We start from the raw sequence: 13,324 nt of genomic DNA, 5'->3' as shown, positions 1-13,324 counted from the left end.
ACCGATGCTGTCGGCCGCCCAACAATCATTGAACCACCTGTCGCCGGCACTGCTGGCGCGCATCCAGGCGTCGCGCCGGGTAATCCTGCTGGCGAACAACCCGGCGATCACCCGCGAACACGTCGATGCCCTGGCCCTGGGCCCGGACGACCTGGTGGTAAGCTTCAACAAGTGCCGCAACCGCACCCTGCTGCGCCGCCAGTTGCACAACCTGTTCATCCATCGGCACAACTACCGCAAGGGCGGCTACTTCGGCTTCCCCTACAAGGGTTGGTTGCGGCTGTTCCCCTGGTTCAACAAGCGCTTCCACAGCGTGCTGCTGGGCGGTGAGCAGGCCGAACTGCCGGCTTCGCACCGCGCTTCCTCGTTCCTACCGCTACGCCAGCCATTCCCGGCGCTTGAGGGATATCCCTACGAGCGCCTGCCGACGCGTGGTGGCCCGTCCACCGGCTTCTACGCGGTGGCGTTCTTCGATTATGTGAAACGACTGAAACAGGCCGACTATGAGATCGTGCTGGTCGGCTTTTCCGATGAGGGCGGGTCATTCTGGGATGGCCATGCCTGGGACTTCGAGCGGGAATGGACGCGCTCCTCTGACGTTACCGTCATCAAACTCTAATTTTCAGCGGTGGCACAGACTGCCCCTGATCACTGACTTGCCAGCGTGGTGTTATGCAACTCGAAAGACGGTCGGATTGGTTGAAACTGGTGGGGCTCGCCTTTGCGGTCGTCACCTTGAGCATGCTGGTAGTGGGGCGTTTCTGGTGGCCGACGGAGAACGGCGACTGGCTCAAGAGCATTCGCCTGGGGGCGTTCCTGGCGATCATTTTCCTGTCGCTGCAGCTGTTCCGTGAGCGCGCGCGGCTGGCCACCGTGCCCTTCCTGGCCTACCTGGTGTTCTGGGTCGGGCTGATGCTCAACTCGATACTCACCGACTCGCCCAGCTCGGTGAAGCAACTGCTGGTGATCCTGTTCTTCACCTGGATGGTGATGGTGATGGGCGGCCGCGAAAGCCGCCCCTGGCTGTTCGTGCTAGGGCTGGATGCGCTGGCAGGCGCGGGTTTTGCCGGATTCTCACTGGTCAACAAGGCGATCATGGGCCAGTTCGACGTCGGCTATCGGGTGATGAACATCAAGGATTCCGGCGTGCTCGGCATTGCGGATTTCGGCATCACCATCGAGGCTGGCATGCACTATGCCTTCTGCTTCATCGTTGCGGTCTGGCTGCTGATGCGTGCGCGAAACCTGGCGATGCGCGCGGTCTGGCTGGCCTGCTCGCTGGTTCTGTTCACCTACCTGTATTTCACCTTCGCACGTTCCGCCTGGGTCGCCGGCCTGATGGGAGCGGGCCTGCTGATCCTGTGCATGATCGAGGGTCGGCAGCGCATCTTTGCCGTCGGCCTCGCGGCGCTGGCCGGCCTGGCCGTGCTGGTATTTGGTTTCGAGCAGGTGGCGTACGAGTTTGGCGCGCGCGGGCTGACCAAGCGCGACGAGATCTGGCGCGTAGTCATCGAACGGATCGGCGAGGCCTGGTGGTTTGGCCATGGCTCGCACACCGAACTGGGCAAGGTGATGCTCTCCACTGGACAGATCGTACGCAACCCCCACAGCCTGTACCTGGAAGTGCTCTACCAGTTTGGCCTGGTGGGGCTGTTCACCATGCTGGCGGCCATGGCGGCCTGCATCTGGGGTGCCTGGAAGGCTCGCACCGACTTTGCGCGGCTGTGGTTTGCGGTGATGGTGTCGGCGGCGGTGGTGATGACCGTCGAGTTGCACTTCTTCGTGGCCGCGCCGAACCTGGTATGGATGTGGTTCTGGCTGCCGATCGCCGGCTGCCTGGCGGTGGCGACCCAGCATCGGGTCGAACGGCTGTCCTGAGCAAGTGGCCATCACGCCGGGCGGCGTGATGGCCCTGACTGTCAGCGGCCGAACAGGCGGCTGAACAACCCGCCGTTCTTCTTGCCGCGGGTCACGTCGTTACCCTTGTAGTTCTTCTGCGACGCCTTGGTGATCGTGCCGAAGCGCTGCTTCACCTTGTAGCTGTCCAGCGAATAGCCGGCAGCCTGGGCTTCGGCCAGGTAACCGTCGAACAGCTCGATCAGGTCCTTGCGCGGGTGGTCGAACACCGCGCCGTCGAACCAGTGCTTCTCGCCGTTGCCCTCCAGGCGCTTGAACGAGTGCTTGTGCGACAGCTGGGTGCCGATGTCCGAGTAGTGCAGGATTTTGATGGCCTCGATCGGGTGGCCTTCGCCGTCGATATTGTTGAACTGCGTATCGAACGCCTGGATCAGCTGGGTGTGGTCGCGGAAGTAGTCGCGCAGCTTGTGGTGAGCCTTGCGGTCGCTCTTGATTTCGCCGAGCGGCGGAAGGTGCGCCTTTGCCGCGGCGCAGTCCCACATCGACACGCAGAAGCGCCAGGATTCCTCGCCGCCCTTGGCCATGACGATCTTGCCGGGCTCGAAGGGTGCGTTCCACAGTTCGGCGATGTCGCTGAGGATCACCACGTCGGCGTCCATGTAGATCGCACGGCCTTCGAAGTTGCAGAACGCCGGAATGCTCCAGCGGAAGCCCGAGAAGGGCGTGGTCCAGTCGTCGCTGCGCCAGCCTTCGCCAGCTTCGGGGCGCGAATACCAGAAGCTCTCGGGGTTGCGGGACAGCTGCATCCAGTGGATTTCCACTGGTTGCGAGGCGTGTTTGCGCAGGCTGTACTCGAGCACCATCATTTGTTCGAGATCGCAGTCGTTCGGATCACATCCGACGAAGATCTTCATCGTTTCGCTCATTTCGGACATTCCCTGATCTGGGTGGAGTCTGGCTCCCGTTGTCTGGTTACGCCCTGGAGGCTTCGTATTCGGCGATCAGCTCGCGGCTGTCCAGGGGCGTGGTGGCGTTCTTGTTATAAAGCTCGAAGAAGGCGGCAAGGCCCAGCTTGCGCAGCAGGGCGAGGTCCTTCTTGTAGCGCAGCAAGTGCTTGAAATTACGTTTTCGCTTGGCGCGGGACAAGGGTGCCGGGCTGGTCCGCAGGTCGGAAAGATCTATCAGTCCGTAGGCGCCGGACGGCGTAAGGATCACGTTGCCCAGGTGCAGCGAGCGGAAATAGATGCCCAGGTCGTGCAGGTGCGCGATGAACACCGCCAGCTCGCGGAGCATCTCCAACTGGCGCTCCGGTTCCTGCGTGGGAATGTAGCTGCGCAGGGTGTGGCCGGGCAGCGGCTCGTAGCGCACAGCGGTGCGTTCGATCTCCGGGAAGGCGTAGGTGCGCAGCGTGCGCGGGCACGGGATACCCTTGTCGGCCAGGACCTGGCAGTTGTTCTGGAAGCGTTTTTCCGGCGGCGAGAGCAGGGCGGTGGAAATCAGGCGCTTGCGCCGGAACAGCTTGAGAAAGCTGCCGTCGCGCAGGTGCAGGACCTTGTCGCCATGGGGGTCGCGTTCGATGACTTCGGCGCCGTCGACGAGTGAAAGGTAAGTGGAATCGTCGAGGGCATTCATCGGGACGGACTGTCAGACCTGGAGGCAACATGGAGTGGGACGGCGGTGGTATCATCCGCAGTCTTCTTACGACAAGGCAGCTTGCACTTCATGAGTGATTCTCCCCGGAGCGCCCAGCCGGTGTCCAGCGTCAAGATCTACTTCCGCCTGCTCTCCTATGTGCGCCCGTATGCGGGTCTGTTCGCACTGAGCATCGTCGGCTTCCTGATCTTCGCGGCCACCCAGCCGATGCTTGCCGGCATCCTCAAGTACTTCGTCGACGGCCTGACCAACCCGGACGCCGCGCTCTTCCCTGACGCCCCCTGGGCCTGGCTGCGCGACCTGGAGCTGCTCTACGCGGTGCCCCTGCTGGTGGTGCTGATCGCTGTCTGGCAGGGCGTCGGCTCCTTCCTGGGCAACTATTTCCTGGCCAAGGTTTCCCTGGGCCTGGTGCATGACCTGCGGGTCGAGCTGTTCAACAACCTGCTGACGCTGCCCAACCGCTATTTCGACCGGCACAACTCCGGACACCTGATCTCGCGCATCACCTTCAACGTGACCATGGTCACCGGTGCTGCCACCGACGCCATCAAGGTGGTGATCCGCGAGGGCATGACCGTGGTGTTTCTGTTCGCCTCGCTGCTGTACATGAACTGGAAGCTGACCCTGGTGATGTTGGCGATCCTGCCGATCATCGCCGTCATGGTGACCAGCGCCAGCCGCAAGTTCCGCAAGCAGAGCAAGAAGATCCAGGTGGCCATGGGCGACGTGACCCACGTCTCCTCGGAAACCATCCATGGCTACCGCGTGGTCCGCAGCTTCGGCGGCGAGCCCTACGAGAGCAAGCGCTTCCTCAAGGTGAGCAGCGAGAACACCAAGAAAAACCTGCGCATGAACAAGACCTCCGCGGTCTACACGCCCATGCTGCAGCTGGTGATCTACAGCGCCATGGCCGTGTTGCTCTACCTCGTGCTGCTGCTGCGCGGCGATGCCACCGCCGGTGAACTGGTCGCCTACATCTCCATGGCCGGCCTGTTGCCCAAGCCGATCCGCCAACTGTCGGAAGTCAGCTCGACCATCCAGAAGGGCGTGGCCGGCGCGGAGAGCATCTTCGAGCAGCTCGACCAGCCGCAGGAAGTAGACAACGGTACCGTCGAGCGTGATCGCGTCAGTGGCCGCCTGGAAGTGAAGAACCTCAGCTTCACCTACCCCGGCACCGAGAAGCAGGTGCTCAACGATCTGAATTTCAGCGTCGAGCCGGGCCAGATGGTGGCGCTGGTGGGGCGCTCTGGCAGCGGCAAATCGACCCTGGCCAACCTGATCCCGCGCTTCTATACCCACAACGACGGGCAGATACTGCTCGATGGGTTGGACGTCGAGGATTACAAGTTGCGCAATCTGCGCAAGCACATCGCGTTGGTGACCCAGCAGGTCAACCTGTTCAACGACAGCGTGCTCAACAACATCGCCTACGGCGACCTGGCCAGCAAGCCGCGCGAAGCGGTGGAGAAGGCCGCCGAGGACGCCTTTGCCCGTGAGTTCATCGACCGTCTTCCCGAAGGCTTCGATACCGAAGTCGGCGAGAACGGCGTGATGCTCTCCGGCGGCCAACGCCAGCGTCTGGCAATTGCCCGCGCGCTGCTCAAGGATGCGCCGGTGCTGATCCTCGACGAGGCCACCTCGGCGCTGGACACCGAGTCCGAACGGCACATCCAGGCCGCCCTGGAAAAGGTCATGGAGGGCCGCACCACGCTGGTCATCGCCCACCGCCTGAGCACCATCGAGGCGGCGGACCTGATCCTGGTGATGGACCAGGGCCATATCGTCGAGCGCGGCAGTCACGACGAACTGATCGCGCAGAACGGCTACTACGCCCGCCTGCATGCCCGTCAGTTCGCCGACGACCCGGTCGACGGGACCGAAGAAGCACCGGTCGAGCAACCGGTATGACGGTAGTGGGGAATCGCCGTCCATGCTGAACCGCCTGCGCGTCTTCCGCGAGCGCGGCTGGACCTCCCTCAGCGCCGCCGATTACGCCGCCGCCTGGCAGCGCTTCGGCGGCAGCGTCGCGACCCATCCGGACGTGGTCGAACGTCTCGCCGCCCTGGCCGGTATCCCGGTGCGCTACCTCGGTTGGTTCGAAGGCGACGAACTGCGCGCCGCCGTGCCCACGTGGGGGCGCAACCTGGCCTTGTCCAAGGACGTGCTCAAGCGCGAAGGCAAGAAGGCGCTGTTCGACCTGGGCAACGCCGAGATCATCCTGCCGATCGCCGAGGGCGCGCGCATCGAGTTGCGCCATCAGGTGCGCTATCTCTCGGAGCTGAACCGCGAGCAAGTCAGCGACGCCCGCGAGCAACCCGAGCAGTTGGCGATGAATCGCGCGCCAGCGGATTTCTCGAAGAAATTCCGCTACAACCAGCGCCGCGAACAGCGTTTGCTGGAAGAGGCGGGCGGCGTGCTGCAGCCGATGAGCGAGCTGAGCCCCGAAGAGCAGGCGAGCATCTACGCCGACCTGTTCCAGCGCCGCTGGGAATTCGAGGTGCCGGGCAAGGCTCGGCTGGCCGAAGTTTTCAGCCTGATGCGCGAGTTCATGCGTGGTTCGCTGGTGCGCCTGGACGGCGAGCCGGTGGCGATCCAGATTCTTTACAGGGTCGAGGCGCCGAAATGGATCAGCGTCGAATATATCAATGGCGGCGTGGCACCGGAGAACCGCGAGTTCAGCCCCGGCAGCGTGCTCAGCTTCGTCAATACCCAGGAGGCCTGGGCCGAAGCCGAAGCGCTGGGCAAGCCGCTGCGCTATTCCTTCGGTCGCGCCGACCGCGAGTACAAGGACCGCTGGTGCCACCGCGTGCCGGTGTTCCAGGTCTGACCCCGCTTTTCGTAGGAGCGAGCGTGCTCGCGAACCGCATGACACGACAGTGCCAGGTGGAACACCGTTCGCGAGCAAGGGCCAGGCGCGCCCTCGTTCCTACAGTTCGTGTACGGTGCCTTGGCCCGTGCGCAGGAGTGGACTCCGTCCGCGATCGGTTTCCACGGAGAACGACATGACCGCCCGCAAACAGCACCTGCTCAAACAGCACCGCCGCAAGAAGCGTGTGGTCCTGCTCATCGCCCTGCTGGCGCTGATCCTGCTGGGTATCTTCGCGCCCTGGTGGAGTGTGCCGCTGGCCGTGTTGCTCGGCTGGGTCGCCCATGAGGCGTGGTTCGCCGATCACCTGTTCTACTCGCCGCGCGACGACTATCGCTACGACTTCCCCAACGGCTCCATCGCACTGCCGGTCTCCCTGGGCCCGCACGGCTTGCACGTTGCCACCGGCGCGTTGCCGGAGCGGGAAGAGACCCTGGTACTGGAGGTCGAGGTGAAAGCCTCGCTGCTCGGCCGCTGGCTCGATCCGCAGGTATTGATCGAGGGCGTCGAGAACGACCGCCAGGACTTCGAACGGGGTGTCAGCGGCAAGCGCTACATCAACCTCTCCGGCCAGGGTGCAGCGTTGCGTGCCGGGCACCTGCGCATCCGCAGTCGCCATTGCCGGCTGGCGCAACAGGGCGTGCTGCACGCCTTCGACAATCCCGATTACGCCCGGCAGCGCCTGCTGATCATCGCCCCTCACGCGGATGACGCCGAGCTGGCTGCCTTCGGCCAGTACAGCCGCTGCCCGGAGGCCTGGATCGTCACCCTGACCCAGGGCGAGATCGAGGCCGAATACTACCAGCGTCTCGGGCTGGGCAAGGCCGAGGCCGCCAGGCTCAAGGGCCGGCTGCGCACTTGGGACAGCATCGCCGCGCCGCTCTGGGGTGGCGTGCCGGCCGAGCGTTGTGTGCAACTGGGTTACTACTGCCTGCAACTGCCGGCCATGGCTGCCGAGCCGAGCCAGGCGTTCGGCTCGAAAGAGTCCGGTGAGACCGACATCCGCAGCGTGCGCAGCTTCAATCCGTTCGCGCTGCCGGCCGACAGCGACGGCGCACCGACCTGGCTCAATCTGGTGGCTGACCTGACAACGCTGATCGAGCACATCCGCCCGGAGGTGATCCTCACCGCCCACCCGGAGCTGGACCCCCACGCCGACCACGTCCACGCCACCCGCGCGACGCTGGAGGCGATCGAACGCAGCAGATGGAAGCCGCAGACCCTGCTGCTCTACGCCAACCACCTGCACGACAACGACCGCTGGCCCATGGGCCCGGCCGATGGTGGCATAGCCCTGCCACCTTGTATCGAGGCATTGCCGGCTGACCCGCTGTGGAGCCCGGTGCTGGATGCCGCAACGCGCATCGACAAGGCCCAGGCCCTGGCGCTGCAGCACGACCTGCAGACCCCGCTCACCGGCAAGAAGCGCCTGCGCCGGCTGATCCAGCGGGTGCTCGCCGGTCGCCAGTGGCCGGTCACCGGCGACGACGAGTTCTTCCGCAAGGCGGTGCGTCGCCACGAGCTGTTCTGGGTGCGCAGACTGCCCTGACCGGCGCAAGTCGCACCGGGCGGCTATGGTATTATCCGCGGCGATTTCGACCTGCGGAGTTCCCATGAAATTGACCATGCCCCGATTCGATCAGGCCCCTGTGCTGGTGGTAGGCGACGTGATGCTCGACCGCTACTGGCACGGAGCGACCTCGCGCATCTCGCCCGAGGCCCCGGTGCCCGTGGTGCGGGTCGAGCAGCATGAGGACCGCCCCGGTGGCGCCGCCAACGTCGCGCTGAACCTCGCCGCCCTCGGCGCCCCGGCTTTCCTGGTCGGCGTCACCGGCGTCGACGAAGCTGCCGACAGCCTGAGCGACAGCCTGCAGGCCGTGGGCGTGACTACCCGCTTCCAGCGCATCGCCGGCCAGCCGACCATCGTCAAGCTGCGGGTCATGAGCCGTCACCAGCAACTGCTGCGCGTGGACTTCGAGGAAGCCTTCCGCACCGACGCCGTGGCGCTGTCCGCCGACGTCGAGGCGCTACTGGATAAGGTCCGCGTGCTGGTGCTCTCCGACTACGGCAAGGGCGCGCTGAAGAACCACCAGGCGTTGATCCAAGCCGCCCGCCAGCGCGGTATCCCGGTGCTGGCCGACCCCAAGGGCAAGGACTTCGCCATCTACCGTGGCGCGAGCCTGATCACCCCGAACCTCTCCGAATTCGAAGCCATTGTCGGTCGTTGTACCGATGAGGCCGATCTGGTCGCCAAAGGTCAGCAACTGATGACCGAGCTGGAGCTTGGCGCCTTGCTGGTCACCCGTGGCGAACACGGCATGACCCTGCTGCGCCCCGGTCACAGTGCCCTGCACCTGCCGGCCCGCGCCCGTGAAGTGTTCGACGTCACCGGCGCCGGCGACACGGTGATTTCCACCCTGGCCGGCGCCATCGCCGCCGGTGAGGACCTGCCGCAGGCCGTGGCCCTGGCCAACCTGGCTGCTGGCATCGTCGTCGGCAAGCTGGGTACCGCCGCCATCAGCGCCCCGGAACTGCGCCGCGCCGTGCAGCGCGAGCAGGGCTCCGAGCGTGGTGTGCTGAGCCTCGACCAACTGCTGCTGGCCATCGAGGACGCCCGCGCCCACGGCGAGAAGATCGTCTTCACCAACGGCTGCTTCGACATCCTCCACGCCGGTCACGTGACCTACCTGGAACAGGCGCGCGCCCAGGGCGACCGCCTGATCGTCGGGGTCAACGACGACGGTTCGGTCACCCGCCTGAAAGGCCCGGGCCGCCCGATCAACAGCGTCGACCGCCGCATGGCAGTACTCGCCGGCCTCGGCGCGGTGGACTGGGTTGTCAGCTTCGGCGAAGACACCCCCGAGCGCCTGCTCAGCGAAGTCCGCCCGGACGTACTGGTGAAAGGTGGCGACTACGGCGTCGAGCAGGTGGTCGGTGCCGACATCGTCAAAGCCTACGGCGGCGAAGTCCGCGTGCTGGGCCTGGTGGAAAACAGCTCCACCACCGCCATCGTCGAGAAGATTCGCCACCAGGGCTGATCTGCTTTCGCTTGCCTGGGTCGTTCCAGCAGGGAACGCCTTTTGTAGGAGCGAGCTTGCCCGCGAACAAACCCCGCTGCGGGGCCATTCGCGAGCAAGCTCGCCCCTACAGACTCCCATCACCCCAGGTAGCCCCGTATACGCCCCACTGACCGCTCTGCCAGCGACCAACGGCAAAGCGGTCATGGTTCCCCCGCCATTTCCCGGCGCATGATCGGGGCATCCACCCTCCGCGGAGCGAGATGCCATGACCACCGACGTGCAGGGCCGCGCCCTGGCCGTGCTGAACCGTGTCGCCCAGGCCGATTGGCCGGACCGACTCAAGCTGCGCAAACCTTTCGAAAGACTGCTCTACAGCGGCAGCCGCACCGGTTTCCGGCTGGCCAGCGAGCGCGCCGCCAAGCAGCCCAAGACCCCACGCAAGGCCGATCCCGATGGGCTGTTCGACCTGTCCCTGTCCGACGAGCAGCAGATGTTGGTGGAGATGCTCGAAGGCTTTGCCGCCGAGGTGCTTCGCCCGGCCGCCCATGAGGCTGACGCCAAGGCCACTCTCAGCCTTGAGTTGCTGGCCCAGGCGCAGGAGCTGGGGCTGACCCACTATGGCGTCAGCGAAGTGCACGGCGGCATGGCCGGCGAACGCACCGTGGTGACCAACGCGCTGATCGCCGAATCCCTCGCCCGCGGCGACCTGAGTCTGGCTGCCGCGCTGCTGGTACCGTTGTCGGCGGCCAACTGCATTCGCCGCTGGGCCTCGCCCGAACAGCAGGCGCGCTGGCTGCCGGCCTTCGTCGCCGAGGAAGCTGCGCCGCTGATCGCCATCGCGGTGAACGAGCCGCAGTTGCTGGCCGACCCGCAGCGCCTGTCCACCAAGGCCCGCAAGCGTGGCTCAAGCTACACCCTGTCCGGCGAGAAGTGCCTGGTGGTGCGCGGCGTGGATGCGCAGAAGCTGATCGTCGCGGCGGATGCCGGGGACGGCCCGGCGCTGTTCCTCGTCGATACCCGTGCCAAGGGCGTCGAAGTGCGTGCTGAGCCGGCGATGGGGCTGAAAGCCACCGGCACCGCGCGGGTTCGCTTCAAGGGGGTGAGAGTCCCGGCCGAACAGCGGTTGGCAGCCGAGGGCTTCGACTATCAATCCTTCCTCGATTACACCGCGCTGGCCTGGTGTGCGCTGGCCGTGGGCACCGCGCAGGCTGCGCTGGACTACGTGATCACCTACTGCAACGAGCGCGAGGCCTTCGGCGAGCCGATCAGCCATCGCCAGGGCGTGGCCTTCATGGTCGCGGATATCGCCATCGAACTCGACGCCATGCGCCTGATGGTCTGGCGCGCGTGCGCGCTGGCCGAGCGCGGGCAGGCTTTCCATCGCGAGGCCTATCTGGCGAAGCTGCTCTGCGCCGAGAAGGCGATGAAGATCGGCACCGACGCGGTGCAACTGCTCGGCGGCCACGGTTTCACCCAGGAACACCCGGCCGAGCGCTGGTACCGCGACCTGCGCGCCGTCAGTTTGATGGCCGGCGCCCTGCACCTGTAAGGAGCCTTGCATGTACCTCGAGACACCGAAGAAATTCCGCACCTTGCAGAACCAGGCCCGTCAGGTCGCCGAGAACTACCTGCGGCCGATTTCGCGCAAGTACGACAAGGCCGAACACGCTTATCCCAAGGAGCTGGACTTGCTCGCTGCGCTGCTGGACGGCATGAACGCCGGTTCGCCGGACGCCGTCGGCGCCACCTCGGCCAGCAAGCGCAAGGCCGGCGCGGAGGAGGGCGTGAAGAACGGCGGCAACCTCTCCGCCTGCCTGGGCGTGATGGAGATGTGCTGGGGCGACACCGGCCTGTTGCTGGCCATGCCGCGCCAGGGCCTGGGCAACGCCGCCATCGCCGCGGTGGCCAACGAGGAGCAGCTCAAGCGCTTCTCCGGCACCTGGGCAGCCATGGCCATTACCGAGCCGGGCTGCGGCTCGGACTCGGCAGCGATCCGCACGACTGCAACCCGCGATGGCGATCACTACCTGCTCAACGGCGAGAAGATCTTCGTCACCTCCGGCGCTCGAGCCGATGCGGTGGTGGTGTGGGCGACCCTGGACAAGAGCCTTGGCCGCGCGGCGATCAAGTCCTTTGTGGTGGAGAAGGGCACGCCGGGCATGACCGTCACCCGGCTGGAGAAGAAGCTCGGGATCAAGGCCTCGGATACCGCCTCGATCAGCTTCACCGATTGCCGCGTGCCGGCGGCGAACTTGCTGGGCAATGCCGAGATCGACGTGCAGAAAGGCTTTGCCGGGGTGATGGAAACCTTCGACAACACCCGGCCGCTGGTGGCAGCCATGGCCATCGGCGTGGCGAAGGCCTCGCTGGACCGTACTCGCGAGCTACTGAAGAAGGCGGGTTGCCGCTTCGACTATCGCCAGCCGCTGCTGACCGCCAGCCATGCCGAAGCCACGCTCTATCGCCTGGAAGCTGAATGGGAAGCCGCGCGCCTGCTGACCCTGAAGGCGGCGTGGATGGCGGACAATCGCCAGCCCAATTCCAAGGAGGCCTCCATCGCCAAGGCCAAGGCCGGGCGGGTGGCCAATGAGGTGACACTCAAGTGCGTCGAGCTGGCGGGCGCGTTGGGCTACGGGGAGGAAGAGTTGCTGGAGAAGTGGGCGCGGGATTCGAAGATCCTCGACATCTTCGAGGGCACCCAGCAGATCCAGTTGCTGATCGTGGCGCGGCGCTTGCTGGGCAAGAGCTCCAGTCAATTGAAGTGAAGCTGTTGTAGGAGCGAGGGGGACGCCCAGTTATTGCTCGCGAACTGCTCAACGCCGGCGTACCCGCCTGACATGGTTCGCGAGCAAGCTCGCTCCTACAGACGTCGCCCTACCGTCAGGCAGGGCGAATCAGGTTACGGCCTCAGGCCGTGCGTCGCCCGCTACCGGCATTGCCGGCGGCGGGCGGCCACTGCTCCATCCATTCGCGGAAACGGATGCGCTCTTCGCGCACCAGCCAGCCTTCCTGTTCGGCGAAGCTTTCCGATAGCCAGAGGCCGCGGGTACTCGCCTTGCACAGTTCGCCCTTGCTCAGGGTGAAGAGTTCGCCAGTGGGTTGGCCGTGTTCCAGCGGCAACAGGTAGAGGTCCGGACGACGGCGGTCCAGGCGTGCCACCAGCGGGCCGCTTTCGAGTTTCTCATCGACATGGAACAGGCTGACCTCGCGGGCGTCCTTGGGCAGCTCCATGCGCAGGTCGTAGACCAGTTGCAGAGAGGCCGTCGGCAGGTGCACGTAGGCTTGCGGGCGCTCCAGCAGGCGCAGCGCGCCGGCCTGTACCGGACGCGAGGCGCCGGACAGCGGGGTGAGCGAGAAGTGGCTGGTTTCGCGGTAGCGCAGGATGCCCTCGTAGGGCGTCGGCAGCCAGGTATCGCCGAAGCGCCCGCCGAGCCAGCCGTCGGCGGTTTCCACCAGGCATTCCTCGGCCACTTCCTGAATTGCCGTGAGCAGCGGCAGGTTCAGTTCATGGGCCGGCACGTAGCCGGAAATCAGCTTGAGCACGGTGTCGCCACGATCCAGGCGGCGCTGGCGCACCAGGATCCAGTGGTCGCGGCCCTGGTAATTCAGGGTCAGGCGCACCGAGACGCCGAGATTGGCCAGTTCGGTGGTAAAGCGTTCGGTCTCGTTGATCTCGATGGGGCGGCGTTTCTCCAGGACCTGGGCGAAGTTCAGGGGCTTGCCGAGGGTCTGGTAGGCGAGCCCTTCCGCGCTGGCTTCGACCAGCAGCGGCAGGGTCTTGAAGGCGGTCGGGTCCTTGCGGGCGAGCGTACGGGGCATGTGGGCTTCCTTTTTCTTGCAGGGCCTGGTCGTACAGGGCACCGGGTTGCGCTGGCGCGTCTTCTTCTAGTGGCAGCTAGCAGACGACGCCGACGCGAACGCTGACCGT

Annotated in this window: 11 protein-coding genes; 8 read left to right on the top strand and 3 right to left on the bottom strand. The window is 65.4% G+C overall.

Translation table 11 applies throughout. The features are described from left to right. The first annotated feature begins 4 nt into the window (after nt 1-4). Both RS899_RS23810 and RS899_RS23805 read left to right on the top strand, forming a co-directional pair. Entirely contained in the window at nt 5-619 is a 615-nt protein-coding gene (locus RS899_RS23810; RefSeq protein WP_233297382.1) for a hypothetical protein, read from the top strand. Between the two features lie 122 nt (nt 620-741). Then, on the top strand, nt 742-1,878 hold the full coding sequence (locus RS899_RS23805; protein ID WP_315810471.1) for an O-antigen ligase family protein: 1,137 nt from the start codon (nt 742-744) through the stop codon (nt 1,876-1,878). 41 nt (nt 1,879-1,919) lie between these two features. Here the strand turns inward: RS899_RS23805 and RS899_RS23800 are convergent, their stop codons facing one another. Both RS899_RS23800 and RS899_RS23795 read right to left on the bottom strand, forming a co-directional pair. After that, on the bottom strand, nt 1,920-2,783 hold the full coding sequence (locus tag RS899_RS23800) for a hypothetical protein (protein WP_315808215.1): 864 nt from the start codon (nt 2,781-2,783) through the stop codon (nt 1,920-1,922). A 46-nt stretch (nt 2,784-2,829) separates the two neighbouring features. Continuing rightward, on the bottom strand, nt 2,830-3,489 hold the full coding sequence (locus RS899_RS23795; protein WP_233297380.1) for a phosphotransferase: 660 nt from the start codon (nt 3,487-3,489) through the stop codon (nt 2,830-2,832). Between the two features lie 90 nt (nt 3,490-3,579). Here RS899_RS23795 and msbA point away from each other — a divergent pair, with 90 nt between their 5' ends. The 6 genes from msbA (at nt 3,580) to RS899_RS23765 (ending at nt 12,161) form a co-directional block, all read left to right on the top strand. Beyond that, nucleotides 3,580-5,418, top strand: coding sequence for a lipid A export permease/ATP-binding protein MsbA (msbA, locus tag RS899_RS23790; protein ID WP_233297379.1), 1,839 nt, complete (start codon nt 3,580-3,582; stop codon nt 5,416-5,418). A 22-nt stretch (nt 5,419-5,440) separates the two neighbouring features. Continuing rightward, nucleotides 5,441-6,337, top strand: a complete 897-nt coding sequence (locus tag RS899_RS23785) for a GNAT family N-acetyltransferase (RefSeq protein ID WP_233297378.1) — start codon at nt 5,441-5,443, stop codon at nt 6,335-6,337. Nucleotides 6,338-6,512: 175 nt separating this feature from the next. After that, nucleotides 6,513-7,925 carry a PIG-L deacetylase family protein gene (locus tag RS899_RS23780; RefSeq protein WP_315808214.1) on the top strand — a complete coding sequence of 471 codons (1,413 nt, stop codon included), beginning with the start codon at nt 6,513-6,515 and terminating at the stop codon, nt 7,923-7,925. A 64-nt stretch (nt 7,926-7,989) separates the two neighbouring features. Next, nucleotides 7,990-9,414, top strand: a complete 1,425-nt coding sequence (gene hldE, locus RS899_RS23775; RefSeq protein WP_315808213.1) for a bifunctional D-glycero-beta-D-manno-heptose-7-phosphate kinase/D-glycero-beta-D-manno-heptose 1-phosphate adenylyltransferase HldE — start codon at nt 7,990-7,992, stop codon at nt 9,412-9,414. Nucleotides 9,415-9,661: 247 nt separating this feature from the next. Continuing rightward, nucleotides 9,662-10,945: an acyl-CoA dehydrogenase family protein gene (locus RS899_RS23770; RefSeq protein ID WP_315808212.1), complete on the top strand. Its 1,284-nt coding sequence runs from the start codon at nt 9,662-9,664 to the stop codon at nt 10,943-10,945. 10 nt (nt 10,946-10,955) lie between these two features. Next, nucleotides 10,956-12,161, top strand: a complete 1,206-nt coding sequence (locus RS899_RS23765) for an acyl-CoA dehydrogenase family protein (RefSeq protein ID WP_315808211.1) — start codon at nt 10,956-10,958, stop codon at nt 12,159-12,161. 142 nt (nt 12,162-12,303) lie between these two features. On the opposite strand, the gene RS899_RS23760 is transcribed toward RS899_RS23765, so the two are convergent. Next, on the bottom strand, nt 12,304-13,215 hold the full coding sequence (locus RS899_RS23760; protein ID WP_054906319.1) for a hypothetical protein: 912 nt from the start codon (nt 13,213-13,215) through the stop codon (nt 12,304-12,306). Nucleotides 13,216-13,324 lie beyond the last annotated feature (109 nt).

This window comes from Pseudomonas sp. C9-3 (genome assembly GCF_032392015.1).
Classification (GTDB): domain Bacteria; phylum Pseudomonadota; class Gammaproteobacteria; order Pseudomonadales; family Pseudomonadaceae; genus Pseudomonas; species Pseudomonas nitroreducens.
Note: the sequence above shows the minus strand (reverse complement) of the source record. Positions and strands in the feature narration are given on the sequence as shown.